Source organism: Herbinix luporum, from assembly GCF_900070325.1.
Classification (GTDB): domain Bacteria; phylum Bacillota; class Clostridia; order Lachnospirales; family Lachnospiraceae; genus Mobilitalea; species Mobilitalea luporum.
Map to the genome: position 1 here is coordinate 479,982 of NZ_LN879430.1, position 25,453 is coordinate 505,434.

Here is a 25,453-nt window from a genome sequence, read left to right on the forward strand (position 1 = left end):
GTAATAAGATAGATTAGAAATTATAGTTTGTATTTCAATTATAGCTGGGTTAATATTTTAATAGAATATAAAAAAGGAGTGTAAGCATGAGAGCATTAATTAGCGTATCGGATAAAAGTGGCATTGTGGAACTGGCCAAGGAACTTAAAGACCTTGGAGTTGAGATTATTTCCACCGGAGGAACTTACAAGAAATTAAAAGAGGCACAGATTCCGGCCATAGAAGTTTCAGAAATTACGGGATTTCCCGAATGCTTAGACGGCAGGGTAAAGACATTGCATCCGGCTATACATGCAGGTTTACTTGCAATGAGAAGCAATCCTTCTCATATGAAACAGCTTGCTGACCTTAATATAGAAACCATAGATCTTGTTATAGTAAATCTTTATCCTTTTAAAGAGACTATATTAAAGGATGGAGTAACCAGGGCAGAAGCGGTAGAAAATATAGATATCGGAGGTCCTACCATGCTTCGCTCCGCGGCTAAAAATTATCAGGATGTGGCAGTGGTTGTAGATCCTAGGGACTATGATAAGGTACTTACTGAACTAAAGGAGCATGGTGAAGTATCATTAGATACCAAACTTTACCTAATGCATAAGGTATTTATGCATACATCCGCTTATGATGCTATGATTGCCGAATATCTTAAGAATGAAAGAAATGATAAATCCTTCCCTGAGTCTTTGACTATGACTTTCGAAAAAGTTCAAGATATGAGATATGGGGAAAATCCTCATCAGGCAGCAGCCTTTTATAGGGAAATCGGAAAAAGAAAAGGCTCCTTAACCGATGCTGTACAGCTTAACGGAAAGGAATTATCCTTTAATAATATAAATGATACTAACGGAGCCCTAGAGCTTTTAAAGGAGTTTACAGAACCTACTGTGGTTGCTTGTAAGCATGGAAATCCTTGTGGAGTTGCCAGTGCAGATAATATATATGAGGCTTGGAAGAAGGCCTATGCCGCTGATAAGGTTTCGATCTTTGGTGGTATAGTGGTATTAAACAGAACACTGACCTATGAGATGGCAGAAGAAATGAAGGATGTATTTTTAGAGGTGGTTGTGGCTCCTTCTTATGAGGAGAAAGCATTGGACTTGCTTAAACTAAAGAAGAATCTAAGACTTTTACAGCTGCCTGATATTGATCTTCCTCAAGATGAAAATGCTTATGATTTGAAAAAGGTTAACGGAGGACTGATTGTTCAAACCATAGACAGCAAACTTTTACATGATGAGGATTTAAAAGTTGTAACAGATCGATCTCCTTCTGATAAGGAAATGGAAGACTTGCTCTTTGCTTGGAGAGTAGTTAAATATGTAAAATCAAACGGCATAGCCCTGGCTAAGAATAAACAGACCGTAGGAATCGGACCGGGACAAGTAAATAGAGTATGGGCAACAAGGCAGTCTATTGAACATGCCGCAGAGTTAATTGATAATGAGGCCACCAAGGGGGCAGTATTAGCTTCCGATGCCTTCTTTCCCTTTGATGATTGTGTAGAAGCAGCACATCAGGCAGGAATTACAGCCATTATTCAGCCGGGGGGTTCTATCAGAGATGAAGATTCAATAAAGAAATGTAATGAATATGGAATTGCCATGGTATTTACCGGTATGAGACACTTTAAGCACTAATATATAAAAAAGAGTATAAAAAGAGCTTTTACTATAGCATTAGCTATATGGTAAAAGCTCTTTTTACGGTTAAATGTGGTCTAGTCGGCTTTAGTTACAACCATACTACATATAACTTTTAAAATATACTAATATATATATAAAAATTACATTACGTCGTCTTGATTATAACTTTACTACATTAGCAGCCTGAGGGCCTTTTTCCCCTTCGACTACTTCAAATTCAACGTTGTCGCCTTCTTCAACAACTTTGAAGCCATCCATTAAAAGAGCAGAAAAGTGTACAAATACATCATTTCCGTCTTCGTCGGATATAAAACCAAACCCCTTTTTTGCATTAAACCATTTTACTGTGCCCTTTTTCATAACAAAATGCCTCCTAAAGATGAATAAAATTCCATTACTAGAATTAGTAATGATAGTCTAAACTTACCACAAAATTATTAATAAGTCAATTATCTTTGTTGCATTTTGTAATAATATCTTAACATTTTTGAAAGTTATTCGAAATGACAATTAAATGAATTTATGATATCATGAATAGGAAATTATTATAAAATGCTATACTATTATATTGAATGAATATGATATAAATGGATTTATTTTATTATTTATATGAATGGAGGAAGCGGGATGAAAATGAACATACCTTCCCAATACAGATTGGTTTTTGATGAAAATCTGGAGGATTTAAATGGTTGGGGAGCTTATCTTGTGCATGTAAAAACCGGTGCAAGAATAGCTCTTATTAAAAATGAAGATCTAAATAAAGTATTCTATATCGGATTTAGAACACCGCCAAAAAACAGCACCGGGGTAGCTCACATTATTGAACACTCAGTTTTATGTGGTTCAAAAAACTTCCCGGCAAAAGATCCATTTATTGAGCTGGCTAAGGGTTCTCTTAATACCTTTTTAAATGCAATGACATATTCTGATAGAACGGTTTATCCTATTGCAAGTCAGAACGAGCAGGATTTTAAGAATTTAATGCATGTATATTTAGATGCGGTTTTTTACCCGAATATTTATCAAAGAAAAGAAATCTTTGGCCAAGAGGCATGGCACTATGATTTAGAGAATGAAAATGATGAGCTTTTGATAAACGGAGTTGTCTATAATGAAATGAAAGGTGCCTTCTCATCACCGGAACAGCAACTCTTTAGGCTTAATCAAAACTCCCTATTTCCCGATACTCCCTACGGAGTAGAATCCGGTGGGGATCCTGAATTTATTCCGGAACTTTCTTATGAGGAATTTTTAGATTTTCACAGAACTTATTATCATCCTTCCAACAGTTATATCTTCTTATATGGGGATATGGATTTTGAAGAAAGGCTTATTTGGCTGGATAAAGAATACTTATCCCAGTTTGAATATTTGAAGGTTGATTCCGAAATTCCCATGCAGAAGGGATTTGAAAACTTAAGGGAAGTGGAAGAATTTTATTCACTGGGAGAAGGGGATAACCCCAAGGAAAACACATACTTAAGCTTAAATATTGCCATTGGGGACTCTAAGAACAAAGAGCTAAGCTTAGCTTTCCAGATTCTTGAGTATGTCCTTTTTGAAGCACCGGGTGCACCGGTAAAACAAGCATTATTAGATAAAGCCATCGGTAAAGATATCTTTAGTCAATTTAATAATGAATATCTTCAACCTGTTTTGTCCATTGTTGCTAAGAATTCCGATGAAGATAAAAAGCAGGAGTTTTTGAATACAATAAGTGATACTTTGAAAAAGTTAGTGGAAGAGGGATTAAATGAAAAATCCCTTCAAGCTGCTATAAACTTCTATGAGTTTAGGTATAGGGAAGCTGATTTTGGACGTTATCCTAAGGGACTAATATATGGGCTTCGGGTATTGTCCAGTTGGTTATATGATGATGATTTGCCCTTCCAAAATTTAAAGGATACAGAAATCTATGATTTTCTTAAGAAACAGATAAAAACGGGTTATTTTGAAAAGTTGATTAAGGATTATATCATAAATAATAACCATGCAGCCCTTGTTGTTTTAAAACCTTTAGCGGGCTTAAATAAAATCCGTGATGATAAAATGAAGGAAAAGCTTGCTGCTTATAAGGAAAGTCTGTCTAAGGAAGAGTTAAGAAATATAATTAATGAAACTAAAAGCTTAAGAAAGTATCAGGAAACACCTTCAACAAAAGAAGAACTAGAAACCATACCATTACTGACACGACAAGATATTGAACCTAATCCTCAGCCAATATATAATGAGGAAAATGAAGTAGATGGTATTAGGCTTGTACACCATGATATATTTACCAACGAAATTGCCTACTTTAGATTACTTTTTGATATCCGGGATATTCCCACCGAACTTATTCCTTACATGTCCCTATTATCTTTAGTGTTAGGATATGTGGATACGGATAACTATAGCTATTTGGAATACTCCAATGAAGTTAATATTCATACAGGAGGCATATATACTAATGTAATCAGTTTTTCACTTAAGGATAATACAAAAGAGTTTCTTCCTAAGTTTGAGATAGGATCTAAGGTTATGTATGATAAAATTCCCCAGTCCTTTAGATTAATTGAGGAAATGTTATATCATACACAATTAAAGGATTACAAAAGGCTTAAGGAAATTATTGATGAAGTAAAATCAAGGATGCAGATGAGATTCCAGTCTTCAGGTCATACGGTGGCGGTAAATAGGGCCATGTCCTATTATTCCGAACATGCTATGTTTAAGGAATTGACTGAGGGAATATCATTCTATGAGTTTCTAGAGGAAATTACCGAAAATTATGGACAGATGAAGGATACTATAATCAGCCGACTGAAAGATTTAATGGAAATGATTTTTGTAAAAAACAAGCTGATGGTTAGTGTCACTGCAGATAGTACCGGATATAAATTATTTTTAAAAGATTTTTCAGCCTTTATAGGAGGTTTAAAGAAAGAAGCTTCAGAAAGACTTCTTTCAAGCTATGATAAAAGGCCTCTTAAGCCAAAATCCTTAAATGAAGGATTTAAGGCAGCCATGCAGGTTCAATATGTGGCAAGAGCCGGTAATTATTTCAAAGCAGGCTACAAATACACCGGAGCACTGAAGGTCCTTAGGATGATTTTAAGTTATGATTACCTGTGGAACAATGTAAGGGTTAAGGGCGGTGCCTATGGTTGTATGTGCAGCTTTTCCGGAGTGGACGGAGATGTGTATTTTACCTCTTACCGTGATCCCAATCTTAAAGAGACTAACCAAGTGTATGAGGATATTCCAAAGTTTTTAGAAAGCTTTACAGCCGATGAAAGGGATATAACTAAAAATATAATCGGTACCATCAGTACTCTTGATACTCCCTTAACTCCTCAGGCTAAAGGGTCTAGATCTCTTAGTATCTTGCTTTCAGGCTTAACTTACGAGGATTTAAAAAGGGAAAGGGAAGAAATTATTAATGTAAGTCAGGATGATATAAGGGCTCTTTCCGGATTAATTCGGGCAGTCCTTGATGAGGGCCATATCTGTGTTATCGGTAATGAAAGTAAAGTAGAAGAAAACAGGGATATGTTTAGCCAAGTAAAGAATCTTATGAAATGAATAGAGGATAAATTTTATGTATGAGTATAAGAATAAATCTGGCTTTGTTACTATAATAGGCAGACCAAATGTAGGTAAATCTACTTTAATGAATAGGCTTATCGGGCAAAAAATCGCCATAACATCAAATAAGCCCCAGACCACCAGAAATAAAATTCAGACTGTTTTTACAGATGAGCGGGGGCAGATTATATTTATTGACACACCGGGTATCCATAAGGCAAAGAATAAGCTGGGACAATACATGGTTAGTGTTGCAGAAAGAACTTTAAAGGAAGTGGATCTTGTTCTTTGGCTTGTGGAACCTACTACATTTATCGGTGCCGGTGAAAGACATATTGCAGAGCAGCTGACTAAGATAAAGACTCCTGTTATCTTAGTAATTAATAAGATAGATACGGTAAATAAAAACGAAATCCTAACTTTTATTGCCACATATAAGGATATCTTGGATTTTGCTGAAATTATTCCCGTATCTGCCTTAAAAGGAGAGAATACCGAAGAGCTTATAAAGGTAATATTTAATTATCTTCCTTATGGTCCTATGTACTATGAGGAGGATACCTTAACCGACCAGCCTGAACGACAGATTGTAGCTGAGTTAATAAGAGAGAAAGCACTTCGGCTTTTAAATGAAGAAATTCCCCATGGTATTGCCATAAGTATAGAGCAGATGAAAGAACGAAGAAATAATGATAATGAGAATATGGGAATTATAGATATCCATGCAAATATTATATGCGAAAAAGATAGCCATAAAGGTATTATAATTGGCAAGGGCGGGGGAATGTTAAAAAAGATTGGCACCCAGGCACGAATGGAAATTGAAAATCTATTAGATTGTAAGGTAAATCTTCAGCTTTGGGTCAAAGTGAAAAAGGATTGGCGAGATAATGATTTCTTACTGAAAAATTATGGATTTGTAGACAAAGAGATAGAGTAAGTTGTATGATTTGTCAAGTATAAATATAAAAAAACAAATGGGATATTCTAACCAGTTTAGATAAGAGACTAGATGGGTAACATAAAAATATAAAGATGAAATTTATTTCTATCTTTAGCTCATCTTGTATGATTGAACATATTATCATGGTTAGGGGGCTCATTTATGAAAAGATATAATTATTGGAAGAATTTTGTCAAAACCGGGAAAATTGACGATTATCTAAATTACATTGCATGTACAAGGGAAGAAAGTATGGAGGAGTATGACCAGGTTATGAGCAGAAAAGAAGAAGGTGGTTTTCGTGCCGGAGTCGATTTTAGTGACGGGGATGGTACTATCAGCCATGCCGGTTGGTGATTATGACAAACGTTTGGTTCTTTTAACTAAAGAATTAGGAAAGATATCTGCATTTGCCAAAGGCGCTAGAAGACCAAATAGCGCCTTATTGGCATGTAGTCAGCCTTTTTCCTTCGGTGAGTTTTCACTTTATGCAGGCAGGACATCCTATAGTATCCGTTCTGCAGATATTTCAAGTTATTTTTCAGAACTTAGATCGGATGTGGAAAGTGTTTATTATGGAATGTATTTTTGTGAGTTTTCAGAATATATTACCAAGGAAAATAACGATGAAAAAGAGATACTAAAGCTTTTGTATCAAACCCTTCGGGCTGTGGCCAAAAAAACAATTGAACTAGCCCTAATCCGACTGATATTTGAAATTAAAATAATGGCCCTAAGCGGACTGGCACCTCAGGTGTTTGAATGTGTAAAGTGTCAAAAAAACTCAGAGGAATATAGATTCTCTGTGGAAAGCGGAGGATTATTGTGCAAGGAATGTAGAGCTTATGATAAAAAAGCCATTCTTTTAAGTACTTCTTCCGTATATACTTTGCAGTACATAATATCAAGAGATGTAGAGAGGCTTTTTAATTTTAGGGTAAGCGGACAAGTACTTAAAGAACTGAAAGCTTGTGCAAGAAGCTATTTGAAACATTATTTAAATCATGAATTTAAATCCACTGAATTACTTGGCTCTTTGTAATATGTAATTAGCTTTATAGATTTATAAATATAGTTGAAATTATTTTCCTTTAAGGTTACAATTATATGAATTAATATGCGATGGAGGTATGATATGAAAAAAGCACTTCTTAGTACTATAATACTGCTTAGTTTTATAGTTTTAGTAGGCTGTAAAAAGAAAGAATTCTTATTGACTTCTGATGACGTAAGTGCCAATACACTTTTGATGAAACGAGACGGTAGTTTATTAGTTGCAACTATAGAAGACTTTAGTAAAGAATATTATAATCTATCGGAGCTTAATGATTTTGTAACTGGTGAAATTAATGCTTATAACAAAAAGGTTGGAAGTGATGAAATATCTATAGAGGAACTTGAAATAAAAAACGGTAAGGCGATTATGATTCTTAGATACTCTAAGATGGAACATTACAGTGAATTTAATAAAGTTCCTGCAGCATATTATGGTACTGATTTAAAAGAGGTCGATCTAGAACTTCCGTCGCAGTATATAAAAGCGGGAAAAGATAAGGTAGTTGATATGGAAACTGCCATGAAAAATAGTAAAAATAAGGTATTGGTTGTCTACGAGCCCTATGATATTATAGTTGAAGGAGATGTCAAATTCTATAGTGACAATGCAACACTTATAGAAGATAATAAGGTACAAAGTATAGGCGAGGAAGCAACTGTAGTAATATTTAGGCCGTAGTAAAATCATAACCTTATTATGACATATTTTATTAAGCAAAAATAAATGGATATGTGAGGATGAATTTATGGAAAAAACAATGGACAAAATTGTAGCTTTAGCAAAAGCAAGGGGTTTTGTATATCCAGGTTCAGAGATATACGGTGGTTTAGCTAATACTTGGGATTATGGTAACTTAGGTGTAGAACTTAAGAATAATGTAAAGCGGGCTTGGTGGCAGAAATTTATCCAAGAAAATCCCTACAATGTAGGTATAGATAGTGCCATACTTATGAATACTCAGACTTGGGTTGCCTCCGGTCATCTTAAGGGTTTTTCAGATCCTTTGATGGATTGTAAAGAATGTCATGAACGTTTTCGTGCAGATAAACTTATCGAAGACTATGTCAAAGACCAGGGTATTACTTTAGACAGTTCTATTGACGGCTGGTCTTTTGAGGAAATGAAAAAATTTATTGACGATAATAACATTGCCTGTCCTACCTGTAAAAAACATAATTTCACAGATATTCGTAAGTTTAATCTGATGTTTAAGACCCATCAAGGGGTTACGGAGGATTCCAAAAACGAAGTATACTTAAGGCCTGAGACGGCTCAGGGTATATTTGTAAACTTTAAAAATGTACAAAGAACTTCCCGTAAGAAAATACCCTTTGGTATAGGTCAAATTGGTAAATCCTTTAGAAATGAAATAACACCGGGTAACTTTATATTCCGAACCAGAGAATTTGAGCAAATGGAGTTACAATTCTTCTGTGAGCCGGATACAGATTTAGAATGGTTTGCTTATTGGAAGCAGTTCTGCATAGATTGGCTTAAGAAATTAGGTCTTAAGGAGGAAGAGCTTAGAGTAAGGGATCATGATCCAAAGGAGCTTGCCTTCTATAGTAAAGCAACAACCGATATAGAATTTTTATTCCCCTTCGGTTGGGGTGAACTATGGGGTATTGCAGACCGTACTGACTATGACTTAACTCAACATCAAAATCACTCAAATGTAGATATGAGTTACTATGATGATGAAAAGAAGAAAAAGTATATTCCTTATGTAATAGAACCTTCCGTTGGTGTAGATCGTGTTACTTTAGCCTTCTTATGCTCTGCTTATGATGAAGAAGAACTGGCAGACGGTGATAAAAGAACAGTACTTCATTTCCATCCTGCTCTTGCACCGGTAAAAATCGGAGTTCTTCCTTTATCCAAGAAATTAGCTGAACCTGCAGAAAAAATTTATATGGAACTTTGCAAATATTATAATTGCGAATATGATGACAGAGGTAATATAGGAAAACGCTATCGTAGACAGGACGAAATAGGTACTCCTTACTGTATTACTTATGATTTTGATTCGGAAACAGATAACTCTGTTACTGTCCGTGACAGAGATACTATGGAACAGGTTAGGATTAAGATAGATGATTTAAAAGCTTATTTTGAGGATAAGTTTAGATTTTAGAAAAAGTGCTTCCCTTATTTGGTAGAACTGTGATATAATGCTTGATGGTGACTATAAAAATCTATGTGAAATATTGCTAAAGTTTTACCTGTAACAAGCAGATCCGATGTCATAATGATTTAAGTTATTGACAAACGGATTGAAAATACAAAAATATTATTAGGAGGGCTTATACAATATGACTAAATGGGTTTATTTGTTTAAAGAAGGCAAAGCCGACATGAGAAACCTTCTTGGTGGAAAAGGCGCCAACTTAGCAGAAATGACCAATTTGGGACTTCCCATTCCCCAAGGATTTACTGTAACCACCGAAGCTTGTACAGATTATTACAATAACGGTAAAAAAATCAGAGAAGAAATTAAGGATCAGATCTTTGAAGCTCTAGGCAAGCTTGAAGAAGAGCAGGGCAAGAAATTCGGTGATTCAGAGAATCCTTTACTGGTTTCAGTTCGCTCCGGTGCAAGAGCTTCCATGCCCGGTATGATGGATACCATCCTTAACCTTGGCTTAAATGATGTAGTTGTTGAAGGTTTTGCAAAAAAGACTAATAATCCGAGATTTGCTTATGACTCTTACAGAAGATTCATACAGATGTTCTCAGATGTTGTTATGGAAGTACCTAAAGCAAAATTTGACGAAATTTTTGAAGCTATTAAAGAAAAGAAGGGCGTTCATTTTGACAGTGAACTGGACGCTGAAGATTTAAAAGAAGCTGTTACTAAGTTTAAAGCATTATATAAAGAAGAAAAAGGAACTGAATTCCCTCAGGATCCTAAGGAACAGTTAATCGAGGCTGTTACCGCAGTATTCCGTTCCTGGGATAATCCTCGTGCTATCTACTATAGAAGAATGAATGATATCCCCGGTGATTGGGGTACAGCTGTTAACGTTCAGGCCATGGTATTTGGTAACCTTGGTGAAACATCCGGTACCGGTGTTGCATTTACCCGTAATCCTTCTACCGGTGAGGCTAAAATTTATGGTGAGTATCTGATTAATGCACAGGGTGAGGACGTTGTTGCCGGTATCAGAACACCTAATCCTATCAGCCAATTAGAAGAGGATATGCCTGAAGTATATCAAGAGTTTATGAGAATAGCTCATCTTCTTGAAGACCACTACAAAGATATGCAGGATATGGAGTTTACCATTGAGGATAAAAAACTCTACTTCTTACAGACCCGTAGCGGTAAGAGAACTGCTCATGCTGCATTACAGATAGCTTGTGATTTAGTTGACGAAGGAAAGATTACAAAAGAAGAAGCTATCCAAAGAATAGATGCTAAATCTTTAGATCAATTATTACATCCAGGATTTGATGAGGCTGCCTTAAAAGAGGCTAAAGTAATAGGTAGTGCCCTTCCTGCATCTCCCGGTGCGGCAGCAGGTAGAGTATACTTTACAGCTCAGGATGCAAAAGAACATAGTGATAAGGGCGAAAGAGTTATTCTTGTTCGTCTTGAGACTTCACCGGAAGATATTGAAGGTATGCATGCATCACAGGGTATCCTTACCGTTCGTGGTGGAATGACATCCCATGCAGCTGTTGTAGCCCGTGGTATGGGAACAGCTTGTGTATCCGGTTGTGGTGACATAGTTATTAATGAAGAAGGTAAATACTTTACCTTAGGTGGACATACAATTAAAGAAGGAGATTATATCTCCCTTGACGGTTCTACAGGTAATATCTATCTTGGAGATATTCCTACAGTAGAAGCTGAAATCAGCGGTAATTTCGAAAGAATTATGAAATGGGCTGATGAAATAAGAACATTAAAAGTAAGAACCAATGCTGATAGCCCTGCAGATGCAGCTAATGCTATTAAGTTCGGAGCTGAGGGTATTGGACTTTGCCGTACAGAGCATATGTTCTTTGAGGCTGACAGAATTCCTAAGATCAGAAAGATGATCCTTAGTAAGACTGTAGAAGCTAGAGAAGCAGCTTTAAATGAACTGATCCCTTATCAGAAAGGTGACTTTAAGGCTCTTTATGAGGTTATGGAAGGAAGACCGGTTACTATCCGTTTCTTAGATCCTCCTCTACATGAGTTTGTTCCTACAGAAGAGGCTGATATCGCAGCATTAGCTAAAGATATGGGTCTGTCTGTTGAGGAAGTTAAGGCAACTTGCGAATCCTTACATGAGTTCAACCCTATGATGGGTCATAGAGGATGTCGTCTTGCAGTTACTTATCCTGAAATTGCAAGAATGCAGACAAGAGCTGTTATGGAAGCTGCTATCGAAGTTAAGAATGAAAAAGGCTACGACATTGTACCTGAAATAATGATACCTTTAGTAGGTGAAAAGAGAGAGCTTCAATATGTTAAAGAAGTTGTAGTAGAAACTGCAGAAGCAGTTAAGAAGGAAATGGGCTCCGATATCCAGTACCATGTAGGAACCATGATTGAGATTCCTCGTGCTGCACTTCTTGCAGATGAAATTGCAGAGGAAGCTGACTTCTTCTCCTTCGGAACTAATGACCTGACACAGATGACCTTTGGTTTCTCCCGTGATGATGCAGGTAAGTTCTTAGAAGAATACTACAAGACCAAGATTTACGAGTCTGATCCATTTGCTAGACTTGACCAAAATGGTGTAGGACAATTAGTGCAGATGGCTGCCGAAAAGGGCCGTTCTACTAAGCCTAACTTAAAGCTTGGTATCTGTGGTGAGCATGGTGGAGATCCTTCTACGATCGAGTTTTGCCATAAGGTTGGTCTAGATTATGTATCTTGTTCACCATTTAGAGTACCTATCGCAAGACTTGCAGCAGCTCAGGCAGTACTTAATCAAAAGTAGACCAAGGCAAACTGATTTAAAATAGGATAGTTTTGAGATAATTAAGATATCATTTTATTAAAATAATAGAGTAGGATTCTTGTAGAATCCTACTCTATTATTGTTTTTAATGGAATTAAATGTTTACAGATAATAATTGTAAATAGATAGGAGTAAATCTGATACCCTATTTTATCTTTATAAATTTATAATTCTTGAGCAATTTTTAAAAAGGTTTTCATCATGGCTTACCATGATAATTGTTTTTCCTTCACTATGAAATTTCTCCAGTAGCTTTATTATAATCAATGCATTCTTTCTATCTAAGCTACCAGTTGGCTCATCAGCTAAAATTATATCTGATTCTTGCAAAATCAATCTTGCAACTGATACCCTTTGTTGTTCGCCACCTGATAGTTGATAAATTTTTTTGTTGATTACATCTTTTAGACCGACCTTCTCTAAAGCTTGCTGTATAAGAATCATTTTTTCTTTTTTAGAAGATTTTTTTAATACTATTTTTAAATTATCATATACTGATAAATCATCTATTAATGCAAAGTTTTGAAATAAATATCCGATCCTATTTCTCAATAATTTCTGTACTTTTTTAGTGTCATTACTACTAATACATTTTTCTTCAAAAAATATATTACCTTCGCAATCTTCTAATAAACCAATAATATTTAGTAAAGTAGATTTTCCTTTTCCACTTTCACCTTTAATACCAATAAATTCACCCTTTTCAACTTCTAAATTGAAATTACTTAAAACAACTTGTTTTCCATATTTTTTACTAATATTATTAAGTCTTATTAAACTCATTACTTATCAACTCCTATACTACTCACCTTTGAGTGCTAAAATTACTTTATGTTTCATGTAACTAGAGATCATATAATGATAAATAAAATATTCTAAAATTACTAATACTAAAAATATAATGTTTACATATAAGGCAGCAGTAATAGTAATAAGAAAATTTAAAACTAAGAAATTGGTTAAGGTTTTTATAGGAAGTTTTCCTATTAATTTATGTACTGAAAATTCTTTCTTTTTTAACTCCAAATAGATAATACATATAGAAATTATGCACAAAATATATGAAACAAAGTTTATTATAAATTTAAAAAGGGATTCACAAATATCTAATTGCTTATTGGCTTTAAAAATATTATAGCTCATACTCATTGGCTCAATTGCAAAACTTCCTTTGTCTATATTAAGTTTTTCTAATTCACTTTGTAATATTTTTGCGCCATTTTCATTATAAAGAACTTCGCCGTTATTTAAATATAATATTTTTTGTGTTTCATATAAACAAAATACCGAATCATATACATAGCATCCAGCAACTAAGATATCATCTACTACTTGTCCATCTTTTATATAAATTATTTGATCAATTTCTTCAGCTCCATAATTATTCATAATATCGGAAATGCTATTTTTAAAATGTTCGGGGACTAGATAGACATTAGAATTTCCACTTATGTCTTCTGGTTTAAGGATTTTTCCATGTTCATTACATATTTTTACGAAATTCAACATATTAATAGACATTTCTGTATATATGCAATTATCAACATCTCGTAATTTTTTATCTTTTTTAAATTTCTTTAATTTATTAATATTAAGTAGATTATCAGGTGAAGCATAATTATAAATATCATCATCGTTTATTTGACTAATCACCTTCTCTACTTTATCCCATACAGTTTGTTCTGGTGTTGAGGACGTCCTTATACTATAGAAATTATAATTTAACAATTTACTAACGGACTCATTGGTAGCATTATAGTTAGCGATATTTTGAATAGTATTGCTTATTGAAGCTACAAATAAAAAGGTTACCATAATTTTGAAAATTAACAATGAACCAAATAATATACGATTATTCTTTTTGTTTTTTATTGCACTTACTCTATCTATATGCATAATTAGAAAGGTTCCGACTATTGTAGATAATATAAATATAGCAAGTAAAAACAAATCTACCATAATAACTATCTTAACAAACTCATCTATTTTACTTAAATCAGAATATATTACATATATTCCAAAAGGAATAAGTAAAATTAAGCTCCAACTATATAATTGTAGCATCATGGTCACTAATAATTTAAATGATATTTTTCTATTATTCCAACCACATAATTTTAATATGCCTATTTCTTTTAATCGTGAGACATAATAAGTGGATATACACAAAATTAACAAAATTGTAAGTGAAGAAAAGAATGCCAAATTTAATGATGAAAAAAGCATACCCAATTCCAAACGTACTGGCTTATCTACATCAATTGTGACAGTATAACCAAGTTTTTCAATTAAAGAATTTACTTTGTTAATTTTTTCGTATTGTTCTTCTTGAATTGTAAAATATTTAATTTCTCTTTGGTCATTTTGACTTAAAACCGAGTATATTACCTTTTCATTAGGAAATACACTGTTTTTTTTCCCTAACTTCATATTGATATCAGGATTAATCAAAACAACATCTATTTCTACATGACCAAAACTAATTTCTTTATATTCCCTTAACTGAATTGTGACATCTGCTTTTTTTGCAATATTATCCAATTTTTGATTTGAGATATATTTGTCTAATGAAAAATCATATATTGGAGAATTGCTATCGTAATGCATTTTATCAACAACCAAAAGAAAAAAGAATATAGAAAAAAGTGATACTAATAAACCAATTCCTTTAAAAATTTTTTTCATTTAAATTAACCTCTTTAAGAATAGTTTTGTTATGTATAATTGCAGACAGTTTATATATGAAACTGTCTGCAATTAAATTATATAAATACTTATATTTTTATATGTGCTTCGTTTAATTAGCTGCTAAACATATGAAGTCTTTATATCCAGTTCTTTCGGGAACAAATGGATTACTATGAGTAGAGGCCATTGTAACCTTTACTTCTCCCTTTTTACCGACACCATTTGTTATTCCGGTTTTCTCCTTTTTAACCTTTTTGTCATTTTTTACCCATACTGTTACTTTAAACCTTATACCATCTACGTAATTGTCTCGAAGTATTGAAAATAAATCTCCATCTGTATTTTCTCCACCATACCAAGTAGCTCCACCACCATTTAAAGATTCAGTTGCTGCGAATACTGAAGCTGAAAAAATTAGAATTGCTATAAATTTTGAAATGTGTATAAAATGCGCGCATATATACTATAAGCTGGACTTATATTTTCCAACATGTGTAATATATTACTACTAAAAAACATATTTGTCAAATAAAGGCACTGTATTTTTTTGTTTTTTTCCATATAAATCTATTAGTTTTTATTTATGGTATCAAGTAGGGTATTTTTTACTGTGTAGACCTTGTTGAAGATGGGATAAGTTTTGTTTATAATAAATAAATCAGATAAGAAATATTGTGGATTAAATGTAATAATGGTAAAAAAGGAGTAAGCCATGAGGAATGATTTAATAGAAATATTTGAGAAAATATTCGGAACAGAGGGAGAGTATAGAGCCTACTTTGCCCCGGGTAGGGTAAATTTAATAGGAGAACATATTGATTACAATGGGGGACATGTATTTCCCTGTGCATTAACCATAGGAACCTACGGGGTGGCAAGAAAGAGAAAGGATAAAATTCTTCGTTTTTATTCCATGAACTTTAAAGAGAAGGGAATAATTGAATCCTCTATTGATAATTTAGTATATAAAAAGGAAGATGATTGGACAAATTATCCTAAGGGGGTAATCTGGGCTTTACAAAAGAAGGGTTATAAGATAGATAAGGGTATGGATATTTTGATATACGGAAATATCCCCAATGCCTCAGGGCTTTCCTCTTCGGCTTCATTGGAAGTGCTTACGGGATTTATACTGATGAAATTATTTAATTTGGATATTAGCTTTACAGATTTGGCATTATACAGCCAATATGCCGAGAATAAATTTGTCGGTGTAAATTGTGGTATAATGGATCAGTTTGCTATTGCTATGGGAAAGAAGGACCATGGGATTTTTCTTAACACATCTAATCTTTCCTATGAATATGCCCCCCTAATATTAGCTGATGCAAAAATTGTAATCATGAATACCAATAAAAGACGTGGTCTTGGTGATTCAAAATATAACCAAAGAAGAAGGGAATGTGAGCAGGCACTTTCCGATCTTCAGAAGGTGGTACCGGTTAAGGAGCTTGGGGACTTAACAGAAGAAGAATTTGAAGATTATAAATCAGCCATAAAAAATCCAATTCATGTAAAACGTGCAAAACATGCTGTATATGAAAATCAAAGAACAATTAAGGCAGTAAAGGCACTTAAAAATAAAGACATTGCTTTATTTGGACAACTTATGAATGACTCACACTTATCCTTGCAGCAGGATTACGAAGTTACCGGCATAGAGTTAGATACTATAGTGGAAGCTGCTTTAAGGCAGGAAGGGGTAATCGGTGCTCGTATGACCGGAGCAGGCTTTGGTGGATGTGGGGTTAGTATTGTTAAGGAAGCTGCAATCGAAAACTTTATTAAAAATGTAGGTAAGGAATATAAAGAAAAAATCGGCTATGATGCCTCCTTTTATGTGGTTGAAACCGGCAATGGTCCGGAAGTGCTAGTTGCGGATATGGTAATTTACGGTTGACCCTTGTATGATTTTTGATTATAATGGATAAATCAGTAAAAGAATTTTGTAGATTTTAGTATTTGTAGATTTAAGTAAGGGTTAATAGTACCTATCCCAGTTTGAAATTATGTTAGGAGGGGAAAAGTTGAAAGCAGGAAAATGTAGAAAAATAATTAAATTAATTACCGTAACCACTAGCTTAGTAACTTTTATCAGTGCCGTTTTTAACTTTATACCAAGATCATATTTAAAATATAAATATGAAATTAATGCCGACAGGATTAAAGATGGTGCAGATGGGCCAACATCTGTCTATATAAGTGCAAAACCAAATTCGAATTTTATTCCCTTTATATGTGCTATCTTATCATTACTAGGGATTATTTATTTGACTTCTTCAAAGAGTAAATACAAGCAAAACAAAGTGAAAATTTAATTTTATCGGAGGAAATTAATAGTGTTTAAGACTGAAAAATCTAGACTAGTTATTTTAATACTTACTATAATAACATTACTTATAACAGTTATTGGTATTATATTTGAATACCTTTTTCCTAAGTTTATAGAATATAAATACCAAATAAAAACTGAGAATCCTGCTTCAATAGGAATTATAGGTGGTGCCGATGGACCTACATCTATCTTTATAAGTGGAACTAAGTCCGGGAATGTGCTTACCATAATATGCGGATTAGTATCAGCTGCAGGTATTATCTATTTGCTTTTTACCAAGAAAAAAAGAATACAAAAATAGAAGTAGTTATATAAGCAGTCCTTATGGGCTGCTTTTTATAATAATTGATATAATTATGGAGTAAAAAATTTAAAAAGAGTAAAAAATACATTTACTTTACTAATAAAATCTGCCATGATTTATTGGAGCATAAAAGAACATAAACAGATAAATACAATTGAGTTTACAATGGTTTCATAGTAGAATGATTGTTGTCTGTATGGGATATATATAATTATAAGAGAGGTAAGACCATTGGAACTAGGGACAAAGAAGATATCAAAACTATTATGGCAGCTAAGTATACCGGCTATTCTTGGCATGCTTAGCAGTGCTATCTTTAATATTGTAGATAGAATTTTTGTGGCTAAAATCAATTCTAATGCACTGACAGCCGTTGGTATAACTATGCCGGTACAGATTATACAGATGGCCTTTATTTTATTAATTGGCATAGGCACATCAGCTTTAATTTCTATAAAGCTGGGAGAGGGCAAGAAAGATGAAGCAGAAGATATACTTTTCATTGCTTTAAAGTATATTGTGATCTTTTTACTTGTCTTTGCCATCTTGTTTATGGTATTTTTGAATCCTATTTTATCTTTGTTTTCAATTTCCGAAGATGTCATGCCATATGCCAAAGATTATATAGTTATTATTATTTTAGGCTCTGTAATTGGAATTCCGGGATATTGCCTAAACAATTCCCTAAGGTCAATCGGAAAATCAAAAGTTTCAATGAAAATAATTATTGTAACTTCTGTTATGAATATTATATTGGATCCGATTTTTATTTTTCTATTTAAGATGGGAATTGCAGGGGCAGCCATAGCCACAGTAATTTCACAGACAACTTTAACTGTCTATGTTATATATGCTTTTATAAAAAGAGAAGATTTTGCCATAAACCTAAAATTTAGAAGGGTAAAGGACGAATGGATTTTATTAAAAGAAAGCCTTAGGATGGGCCTGCCTTCCTTCTATGTGCAGATATTAGCTGCAGCAGTTAATTTGTTTCTAAATAACAGTTTGCTAAAATACGGTACAGATCTTGATGTGGCTGCCCTAACCATTATGTCAAGTATATTTAGCTTTTATCATATGGTTGTAGTAGGCTTAGTTCAAGGTAATAATGCAATATGCGGTTATAATTGGGGAGCAAAGCTTTATGGAAGAGTTTTAAAATCCTTAAAATTGGCATTGTTTTTCTCCTTTTTATTATCATTATTCCTATTCTTATTAGTTGTACTATTTCCTCAATTATTGGTAACTATATTTACTGATGATCAAATGCTGATTAGACAAACTGCATCAGGTATTAGGTATTATTTATTTATGTTGCCTATTATGGGGCCACAGGCTGTAAGCTCACAATATTTTCAAGTGGTGGGTAAATCTAAGCTTAGTAGTTTTTTGGCCTTTTTTAGATATGGCATCATCATTATTCCTTCAATTATAATCCTAGCTCCCAAAATAGGAGTAAAAGGAATATATATCAGCAATGCCATTTCTGACGGCATCGCCGGTTTGATTGCTGTCATATATATTATGGCGGAAATTGTTAGATTAAAAAGAATGGAGGCTGCTTGATTTAATATTTGACAAATATCTTCTATATCGGGAACTGTACCTGAAAGATATCAAGATATAGAAGGTTGCAGATTTTATGGACGGTGCCCCTATGGTGTCCCCGCTTGCAAAGATATACAGGTTTATTCTGAGATTAAACCGGGACATTTAGTTAGATGCCACCGAGCCGGAAAGGGGGAACTTCTTACTTGAGTGAAATTTATAAAAGAAAGCCTCTGCTTATTGTGGAAGGTTTAAAGAAATATTATCCGCAAAGAGGTTCGGTAATAGGAAAAAACAGACCTGTAATCCATGCGGTAGACGGAGTTGATTTGGAAATATATGAGGGAGAAACCCTTGGAATTGTAGGTGAATCCGGATGTGGCAAGTCCACTATTGGACGCCAGATTGTAGCCCTGGAGAGACCCACTTCAGGGCGTATTATTTATCAGGGACAGGTTATATCTGATATGGCATCCTCCAATCTTCGTAAAATCAGAACAGGTCTGCAGATGGTCTTTCAAGATACTACATCTTCCTTAAATCCAAGGAAGCAGGTTTATGATATATTGGCAGCCCCTATGCTTTATCATGGGATTGTGACAAGGGATAGGTTAGATGAGGAAATTAATAAGCTTTTAGAACTGGTAGGTTTATCAAAGAATATGAAATATAGATATCCCCATGAGTTTTCCGGGGGACAAAGACAAAGAATAGGAATTGCCAAGGCTCTGTCTGTAAAACCAAGACTTATAGTATGTGACGAACCGGTCAGTGCCTTGGATGTATCGGTTCAGGCACAAATATTAAATCTTTTAAAACAGCTGCAGGAAGAGTTGAAATTAACTTATGTATTTATCGCCCATGGCCTTGGAGCTGTTCGTTATGTAAGCAATCGTATTGCTATAATGTATTTGGGTAAAATCGTTGAAATAGCTGAAACAAAGGAATTATTTGATAATCCCGTACATCCTTATACAAAGGCCTTATTTGATGCCTCACCCTTGCCTGATCCTAGTCTTAGAAAAAGAGAGAGGATTGTTTTAAAAGGAGAAATTCCTTCAGCCATACAACCCCCTAAAGGCTGTAGATTCCACACCAGATGTCCCTATGCCATAGAATCCTGTAAAGTTAATGATCCGGATTTACTGGCTATAAGATTCGGAAGTAACCATAAGGCGGCATGTCCGGTAATGCAGGCAGGAGGGGAACGATAATGTTTAGATATATACTTAAAAGAATTTTGATTGCCATACCTGTTCTTATTGGCATTACAATTCTTGATTTTGCAATTATGAACCTGGCTGGAAGTCCCTTAGAAATGATGTTAGGGCCTAAGACTACGGAGGCTGCATTGGAGGCAAAAGCTATCCAGCTGGGGCTTGATAAACCCATATATGTTCAATATTTTGTTTGGCTTAAAAATGTATTACAGGGGAACTTAGGTTATTCCATAAAAAGCTATCAACCGGTCAGTAAGTTAATAGGTGATCATTTGGGTCCAACCCTTTTACTAATGGGAACTTCCTTATTACTGGGCTTGGCAATTGCCATCCCTCTTGGGATTTATAGTGCGGTTCATAGATATAAGAAAAGAGATTATGCTTTAGTGACTATGTCCTTTTTTGGTACCAGTGTGCCAAGTTTTTTTCTTTCTTTAATATTTATTTACTTATTCACAGTAAAAATGGGTTGGCTTCCTTCTAGTGGTATGAAAACTGCAGGAGGAGACGGAGGAATTCTTGATATATTAAGGCATATGGTTATGCCTGTTTTAGTTTTAGCCATATCTATTACCGGTTCAAATATCCGTTATGTCAGAAGTGCTGTTTTGGAAATCTTACAGAAGGAATATGTTCGTACTGCAAAATCTAAAGGAATCGGACGGTTTCTAGTTATCAATAAGCATGCCCTAAGAAATGCCTTAATACCTATTGTAACTGTGATTGGTATGCAGATACCTACGCTTTTTGGTGGAGCTGTTATTATTGAACAGATTTTTAGTTGGCCGGGTCTTGGTCTTATTACTATGAATGCAATCTTAAACAGGGACTACCCTGTTATTATGGGAGTGGCTCTTTTAACTGCTGTGGTGGTACTTGCAGCTAATCTTATTACAGATATAATATATGCATTAGTAGACCCTACTATTAAATATTAAAAAAGATATAAATTAAATGGTCAACAAAGGAAAAATTGCAACACAGAAATGGAGTTTACTATGAAGCAGAAATCTGATATATCAGAGAATAAACATGGCAGCCTAAAGATGATTGTGAAACGTTTTAGGAAACATAAGCTGGCAGTGGCAAGCCTTTATTTTCTTGGATTTATGACAATACTTGCCCTACTTGCCCCCTTAATTGCCCCATATGATCCAAATCAGGTAAGTACATCATTTTCCATGCCTCCCTCTCCGAAACATTGGCTTGGTACGGATCAAATCGGCAGGGATATGTTTAGCAGGCTTTTATATGCAAGCAGAATATCTTTGTTTGTGGGCTTTTCTGTAACGGTTATATCTACATTAATCGGTGTTATCCTGGGGCTTGTTGCCGGATATTTTGGTGGCTGGGTTGATATTCTTATAATGCGTATAACTGATATTATTATGTCATTTCCTTATATGCTTTTGGTATTGGTGGCAGCGGCCATATTTGAGCCGGGTTTGTGGAATATTATTCTTATTTTGGGATTTGTAGATTGGCCCGGTGCAGCCAGATTAGTTCGGGGCAATGTACTGTCACTGAGGGAAACTACTTTTGTTAAAGGAAATATTGTAGCCGGAATGCCAAATGGTTATATTCTGTTTTCTGAGATTTTGCCTAATACGGTAGGCCCTATCTTGGTATATGCCACATCCGTATTTGCCTATTCCATATTAGATGAGGCTGCTTTAAGTTTTCTGGGAATGGGTGTACAGTCTCCTACGGCAAGTTTGGGAAATATTTTGAACGGAGCCGAGTCCATAACTATACTTACCAGTAAGTTTTGGCTATGGGTGCCGGCAGGTGTTGTGATAATATTATTGGTGGTAAGTATTAATTTTATTGGTGATGCCTTGCGGGATGCCATTGACCCTTCGGCTAAGGAATAAAGATAATGTAATTTTAAGGTTAAATTTTCAGATAATGGATAGAATAATATATAAAGGGGTTGCCTTACAAAGTGGGATTAAAACCGCTGTTAGGTAACCCTTTATTAATTTAGCTTGGTTCATTGCCATTAAATTACAAAATATCTTGTGGAAATATACGAAGAATATAAGAACTATCTTTAGGTATTCCTACAAAATTAACGAAAATAAGAAAAACAACTGACAAAATGTTCAAACTTCTGTTAATATATATATAGGAGAAGATAAACCTGCATATGTTAGGAGGGAAAAGATGTTTGAAATAGGCGATTATATTATTTACGGTAACCATGGTGTATGTAGGGTGGAGGATATAGGTGGCCTTAATATACCCGGTGTTGACCAAAGTAAGAAATGCTACACACTTCAACCGGTGTTTTCCAAATCAAGTACTTTATATACCCCTGTAGATAATGACAAGGTAGTAATGAGAAGAGTAATAAGCAATGAAGAAGCCTTGGAATTGATTGAGCAAATTCCTGATATCTCATTAATTGGGGTAGAAAATGATAAACAAAGAGAAGAGGCCTATAAGGAAGCTTTAAGACACCACGATTGCAAGGATTGGATTAAAATAATTAAGACCCTGTATGTAAGGAAACAGGAACGTTTATCTCAAGGAAAAAAACTTACATTTACTGATGAAAAATATTTGAATATTGCCAAGGATTGCTTGTTTGGTGAACTATCCATTGCTATGGATATGAACAGAGAAGAAGTTGAAGACTTGATTTCTGAACGTTTAGAAGAAGTTAATCTGGTATAAATCAAAGGTTATATCCTTAAGGGGTATAACCTTTGACTTATATTCTTTATAAATATATTTTATTTGTTCTATGGTACAAAATTTGTTAATATTAAGTAAGAGTTTTTTAATGACAAATGATAAGAGAGGTATTTTTGTATCTTATAAGCTAAAGGAGAATAACGACTTATGAATAATAATAAAAAGCCATCGTCAGATATGATTGATTATACCGGTAAAAAGCTAGTAGCACTGACCTTTGATGATGGTCCTAATCTAGATATAACACCTTTGGTTTTAGATAAGCTAGAAGAGTATGGAGTTGTAGCTACTTTCTTTGTGATAGGTAAAGATGTCAGCGAAGATACAAAGCCGGTACTGGAAAGACAATTAGAGCTGGGATGTGAGATTGCTAATCACTCCTGGAGCCATAGCTATATGGATAAGATGACAGTTGATGAAATTAAAGAGGAAATTCAAAAAGCCGATAATATAATAAAGCAGATGGTAAATGTAGCACCAAAGTTTTTTAGACCCCCATATATAGCCGTCAGTGAGACTATGTATGAAGCTATTGATTTACCCTTTGTCAATGGTATAAATGGTTTGGATTGGGAAGCTGGGGTAAGTGCCAAAGAAAGAGCAGAAAAAATTCTTACTGAGGTAAAGGATGGAGATATTATACTTCTTCATGACTTTAGCGGTAATCAAAATACAGTTGATGCATTGGATGATATTATTGAAGGTCTTTTAGATGATGGATATGCCCTTGTAACGGTAAGTAAATTATTTGAGTTAAAGGGTGTGGATCCCAATGTAAAGAATAAATTATGGACTAATACTAATCAATAGTTTTTTATAAACTTTCCTAACCCAAAAACACGGTTTAAGGATTAGCCTGACCGTGTTTTTGGGTTTTAATTTATATTTTTCTGGTTGACATAGCTTATAGAGTGTTGTATATTAATAAAAAGAAATGAATAAATATACAACATATATTTAACTGTAGGTGATTATTATGAAAAAGAAGATATTCGTAGACGGACTTAGTGGAACCACCGGACTGGGTATTAACGAACGGCTTAGCAAGTATGATAATATTGAATTAATTAAAATCGATTATGATAAACGCCGAGATATTAATGAAAGAAAAAAATGCTTAAATGAGGCTGACTTAGTATTTTTATGTCTTCCGGATGAGGCGGCAAGGGAGGCAGTATCTTTGGTTACAAATCCAAGTACTAAGATTATAGATGCCAGTACAGCCCATAGGACTATATCAGGATGGACATATGGACTTCCTGAACTTTCTCCTTCCCATAAAGAAGAAATAAAAAACAGTAAGAGGGTAAGTAATCCGGGCTGCCATGCCACAGCTTTTGTCTTATCATTATATCCTTTAATTAAAAATAATATTATGCCTGCAGATTATCCTGTGTCATGTCAAAGTATTACCGGATACAGCGGTGGGGGTAAGAATTTAATTGAAAAGTATGAAGACAAGAATAAAGACAATCCCTATACAAAGGCTCCCAGACCCTATAGCTTGGGGCTTAACCATAAGCATTTAAAAGAGATGATGGTCCATACAGGTTTAGTAAACAGTCCGATTTTTCTTCCCATTGTTGCCAATTACTATAAGGGATTAGCAACAATCATACCAATTCATACAAGTCTACTTAATAAGAAGCTTAAAGGAAAAGAACTTTATAATGTTTTGGCCCATCACTATAAGAATCAAAAGTTTGTAAAAGTAATGCCGTATATAGATGAAGAGAGTTTAGGGGACTATAAATATATATTTGATGGTGGTTTGGATATTACGGCTTGTAATGATACAAATTTGGCTGAGATCTTTGTTATAGGCAATGATGAGAAAAATATATCTATGATAATTACCAGACTTGATAATCTGGGTAAGGGAGCTTCCGGGGCTGCAATTCAAAATATGAATCTAATGCTGGGCTATGAAGAAGATTTAAATTTATAAAAAAACCTATGGTAAAATGGCTATACTAAGGCCATATTACCATAGGTTTTTTCTAATGATATTTACCGGATAATTTATCACTGGCTATCTTCAGAAGCTGTAAGAAGCTCCATCATTTTATGAAGATTATTTAGCAGCTTCATACCTTCATCCATATCCATATCTAAAGTACATAAAAGCTTATCCGGAATACTTAAGGCTTCATCCTTTAAGGATTTTCCCTTCTCGGTAAGTCTTATATAAACATTTCTCTCATCCTTTTTACTGCGGTTGCGTAAGATATAGCCTTGCATCTCCAACTTCTTTAAAAGAGGTGTTAATGTTCCGGAATCTAAGAATAGTTTTTTTCCCAACTCCTTAATTGTAATCCCGTCTTCTTCCCATAAGGCCATCATGATAATATAACCGGTATAAGTTAATCCATAAGGATCCAGTATAGGTTTGTATTTGCGGATAATTTCTTTTGAGCACACATATAATGAAAAACATAGTTGATTATCCAGCTTTAAAATATCATATTTATTTGTATTCATAATCAT

23 protein-coding genes are annotated in these 25,453 nt (G+C 34.3%); 19 read left to right on the top strand and 4 right to left on the bottom strand.

The features are described 5' to 3' along the window. Positions 1–86 precede the first annotated feature (86 nt). Entirely contained in the window at positions 87–1,640 is a 1,554-nt protein-coding gene (gene purH, locus SD1D_RS02305) for a bifunctional phosphoribosylaminoimidazolecarboxamide formyltransferase/IMP cyclohydrolase (protein ID WP_058257427.1), read from the top strand. Positions 1,641–1,805: 165 nt separating this feature from the next. Here the strand turns inward: purH and SD1D_RS02310 are convergent, their stop codons facing one another. After that, entirely contained in the window at positions 1,806–2,006 is a 201-nt protein-coding gene (locus tag SD1D_RS02310) for a cold-shock protein (RefSeq protein ID WP_058257428.1), read from the bottom strand. A 267-nt stretch (positions 2,007–2,273) separates the two neighbouring features. Between SD1D_RS02310 and SD1D_RS02315 the strand changes: the two genes are divergently transcribed. The 7 genes from SD1D_RS02315 to ppdK all read left to right on the top strand — a co-directional run bounded on the left by SD1D_RS02315 (position 2,274) and on the right by ppdK (position 12,150). After that, on the top strand, positions 2,274–5,213 hold the full coding sequence (locus SD1D_RS02315) for an insulinase family protein (RefSeq protein ID WP_058257429.1): 2,940 nt from the start codon (positions 2,274–2,276) through the stop codon (positions 5,211–5,213). Positions 5,214–5,229: 16 nt separating this feature from the next. Then, positions 5,230–6,156 carry a GTPase Era gene (era, locus tag SD1D_RS02320; protein WP_058257430.1) on the top strand — a complete coding sequence of 309 codons (927 nt, stop codon included), beginning with the start codon at positions 5,230–5,232 and terminating at the stop codon, positions 6,154–6,156. Positions 6,157–6,321: 165 nt separating this feature from the next. Beyond that, a complete protein-coding gene (locus SD1D_RS02325; RefSeq protein ID WP_058257431.1) occupies positions 6,322–6,516 on the top strand; it encodes a hypothetical protein in 195 nt (64 codons plus the stop codon). Continuing rightward, entirely contained in the window at positions 6,488–7,201 is a 714-nt protein-coding gene (gene recO, locus SD1D_RS02330) for a DNA repair protein RecO (protein ID WP_058257432.1), read from the top strand. The genes SD1D_RS02325 and recO overlap by 29 nt, the downstream gene beginning before the upstream one ends. A 93-nt stretch (positions 7,202–7,294) precedes the next feature. Then, complete coding sequence (locus SD1D_RS02335) at positions 7,295–7,894, top strand: hypothetical protein (protein WP_058257433.1); 600 nt, start codon at positions 7,295–7,297, stop codon at positions 7,892–7,894. A gap of 67 nt (positions 7,895–7,961) precedes the next feature. Further along, entirely contained in the window at positions 7,962–9,350 is a 1,389-nt protein-coding gene (locus tag SD1D_RS02340; protein WP_058257434.1) for a glycine--tRNA ligase, read from the top strand. A gap of 178 nt (positions 9,351–9,528) precedes the next feature. Continuing rightward, positions 9,529–12,150, top strand: coding sequence for a pyruvate, phosphate dikinase (ppdK, locus tag SD1D_RS02345; RefSeq protein ID WP_058257435.1), 2,622 nt, complete (start codon positions 9,529–9,531; stop codon positions 12,148–12,150). Positions 12,151–12,327: 177 nt separating this feature from the next. Here ppdK and SD1D_RS02350 read toward each other — a convergent pair whose 3' ends face one another. Both SD1D_RS02350 and SD1D_RS02355 read right to left on the bottom strand, forming a co-directional pair. Beyond that, a complete protein-coding gene (locus tag SD1D_RS02350; RefSeq protein WP_058257436.1) occupies positions 12,328–12,954 on the bottom strand; it encodes an ABC transporter ATP-binding protein in 627 nt (208 codons plus the stop codon). 18 nt (positions 12,955–12,972) lie between these two features. Continuing rightward, positions 12,973–14,856, bottom strand: a complete 1,884-nt coding sequence (locus SD1D_RS02355) for a hypothetical protein (protein WP_058257437.1) — start codon at positions 14,854–14,856, stop codon at positions 12,973–12,975. Between the two features lie 715 nt (positions 14,857–15,571). On the opposite strand from SD1D_RS02355, the gene SD1D_RS02360 reads away from it, so the two are divergent. The 11 genes from SD1D_RS02360 (at position 15,572) to argC (ending at position 24,914) form a co-directional block, all read left to right on the top strand. Next, complete coding sequence (locus SD1D_RS02360) at positions 15,572–16,759, top strand: galactokinase (RefSeq protein WP_058257438.1); 1,188 nt, start codon at positions 15,572–15,574, stop codon at positions 16,757–16,759. A 127-nt stretch (positions 16,760–16,886) separates the two neighbouring features. Continuing rightward, entirely contained in the window at positions 16,887–17,177 is a 291-nt protein-coding gene (locus tag SD1D_RS02365; protein WP_058257439.1) for a hypothetical protein, read from the top strand. 21 nt (positions 17,178–17,198) lie between these two features. Further along, the gene (locus SD1D_RS02370; protein ID WP_058257440.1) at positions 17,199–17,495 is read left to right on the top strand and encodes a sodium ion-translocating decarboxylase subunit beta; all 297 of its coding nucleotides are present in this window, start codon (positions 17,199–17,201) and stop codon (positions 17,493–17,495) included. A gap of 234 nt (positions 17,496–17,729) precedes the next feature. Next, on the top strand, positions 17,730–19,064 hold the full coding sequence (locus SD1D_RS02375; RefSeq protein ID WP_058257441.1) for an MATE family efflux transporter: 1,335 nt from the start codon (positions 17,730–17,732) through the stop codon (positions 19,062–19,064). A 24-nt stretch (positions 19,065–19,088) separates the two neighbouring features. After that, on the top strand, positions 19,089–19,256 hold the full coding sequence (locus SD1D_RS12795; protein WP_408606745.1) for a hypothetical protein: 168 nt from the start codon (positions 19,089–19,091) through the stop codon (positions 19,254–19,256). Beyond that, the gene (locus SD1D_RS02380) at positions 19,253–20,260 is read left to right on the top strand and encodes an ABC transporter ATP-binding protein (RefSeq protein WP_242955244.1); all 1,008 of its coding nucleotides are present in this window, start codon (positions 19,253–19,255) and stop codon (positions 20,258–20,260) included. Before SD1D_RS12795 ends, SD1D_RS02380 begins: the two co-directional genes overlap by 4 nt. Next, positions 20,260–21,204, top strand: a complete 945-nt coding sequence (locus SD1D_RS02385) for an ABC transporter permease (protein ID WP_058257443.1) — start codon at positions 20,260–20,262, stop codon at positions 21,202–21,204. The genes SD1D_RS02380 and SD1D_RS02385 overlap by 1 nt, the downstream gene beginning before the upstream one ends. Before the next feature lie 60 nt (positions 21,205–21,264). Beyond that, positions 21,265–22,140: an ABC transporter permease gene (locus tag SD1D_RS02390; protein WP_058257444.1), complete on the top strand. Its 876-nt coding sequence runs from the start codon at positions 21,265–21,267 to the stop codon at positions 22,138–22,140. A 292-nt stretch (positions 22,141–22,432) separates the two neighbouring features. After that, complete coding sequence (locus SD1D_RS02395; protein WP_058257445.1) at positions 22,433–22,945, top strand: CarD family transcriptional regulator; 513 nt, start codon at positions 22,433–22,435, stop codon at positions 22,943–22,945. Between the two features lie 168 nt (positions 22,946–23,113). Then, positions 23,114–23,776, top strand: coding sequence for a polysaccharide deacetylase family protein (locus SD1D_RS02400; protein ID WP_058257446.1), 663 nt, complete (start codon positions 23,114–23,116; stop codon positions 23,774–23,776). A gap of 166 nt (positions 23,777–23,942) precedes the next feature. After that, on the top strand, positions 23,943–24,914 hold the full coding sequence (gene argC, locus SD1D_RS02405) for an N-acetyl-gamma-glutamyl-phosphate reductase (protein WP_058257447.1): 972 nt from the start codon (positions 23,943–23,945) through the stop codon (positions 24,912–24,914). A gap of 77 nt (positions 24,915–24,991) precedes the next feature. On the opposite strand, the gene SD1D_RS02410 is transcribed toward argC, so the two are convergent. Next, positions 24,992–25,447 (bottom strand): MarR family winged helix-turn-helix transcriptional regulator, encoded by a 456-nt coding sequence (locus SD1D_RS02410; protein WP_058259165.1) that lies wholly within the window; start codon positions 25,445–25,447, stop codon positions 24,992–24,994. Positions 25,448–25,453 lie beyond the last annotated feature (6 nt).

What these genes read in the sequence shown, in the direction of transcription:
- purH (WP_058257427.1), top strand. Translation starts at nt 87, where the DNA reads ATGAGAGCATTAATTAGCGTATCGGATAAAAGTGGCATTGTGGAACTG.
- SD1D_RS02310 (WP_058257428.1), bottom strand. Translation starts at nt 2,006, where the DNA reads ATGAAAAAGGGCACAGTAAAATGGTTTAATGCAAAAAAGGGGTTTGGT.
- SD1D_RS02315 (WP_058257429.1), top strand. Translation starts at nt 2,274, where the DNA reads ATGAAAATGAACATACCTTCCCAATACAGATTGGTTTTTGATGAAAAT.
- era (WP_058257430.1), top strand. Translation starts at nt 5,230, where the DNA reads ATGTATGAGTATAAGAATAAATCTGGCTTTGTTACTATAATAGGCAGA.
- SD1D_RS02325 (WP_058257431.1), top strand. Translation starts at nt 6,322, where the DNA reads ATGAAAAGATATAATTATTGGAAGAATTTTGTCAAAACCGGGAAAATT.
- recO (WP_058257432.1), top strand. Translation starts at nt 6,488, where the DNA reads ATGGTACTATCAGCCATGCCGGTTGGTGATTATGACAAACGTTTGGTT.
- SD1D_RS02335 (WP_058257433.1), top strand. Translation starts at nt 7,295, where the DNA reads ATGAAAAAAGCACTTCTTAGTACTATAATACTGCTTAGTTTTATAGTT.
- SD1D_RS02340 (WP_058257434.1), top strand. Translation starts at nt 7,962, where the DNA reads ATGGAAAAAACAATGGACAAAATTGTAGCTTTAGCAAAAGCAAGGGGT.
- ppdK (WP_058257435.1), top strand. Translation starts at nt 9,529, where the DNA reads ATGACTAAATGGGTTTATTTGTTTAAAGAAGGCAAAGCCGACATGAGA.
- SD1D_RS02350 (WP_058257436.1), bottom strand. Translation starts at nt 12,954, where the DNA reads ATGAGTTTAATAAGACTTAATAATATTAGTAAAAAATATGGAAAACAA.
- SD1D_RS02355 (WP_058257437.1), bottom strand. Translation starts at nt 14,856, where the DNA reads ATGAAAAAAATTTTTAAAGGAATTGGTTTATTAGTATCACTTTTTTCT.
- SD1D_RS02360 (WP_058257438.1), top strand. Translation starts at nt 15,572, where the DNA reads ATGAGGAATGATTTAATAGAAATATTTGAGAAAATATTCGGAACAGAG.
- SD1D_RS02385 (WP_058257443.1), top strand. Translation starts at nt 20,260, where the DNA reads ATGTTTAGATATATACTTAAAAGAATTTTGATTGCCATACCTGTTCTT.
- SD1D_RS02390 (WP_058257444.1), top strand. Translation starts at nt 21,265, where the DNA reads ATGAAGCAGAAATCTGATATATCAGAGAATAAACATGGCAGCCTAAAG.
- SD1D_RS02395 (WP_058257445.1), top strand. Translation starts at nt 22,433, where the DNA reads ATGTTTGAAATAGGCGATTATATTATTTACGGTAACCATGGTGTATGT.
- SD1D_RS02400 (WP_058257446.1), top strand. Translation starts at nt 23,114, where the DNA reads ATGAATAATAATAAAAAGCCATCGTCAGATATGATTGATTATACCGGT.
- argC (WP_058257447.1), top strand. Translation starts at nt 23,943, where the DNA reads ATGAAAAAGAAGATATTCGTAGACGGACTTAGTGGAACCACCGGACTG.
- SD1D_RS02410 (WP_058259165.1), bottom strand. Translation starts at nt 25,447, where the DNA reads ATGAATACAAATAAATATGATATTTTAAAGCTGGATAATCAACTATGT.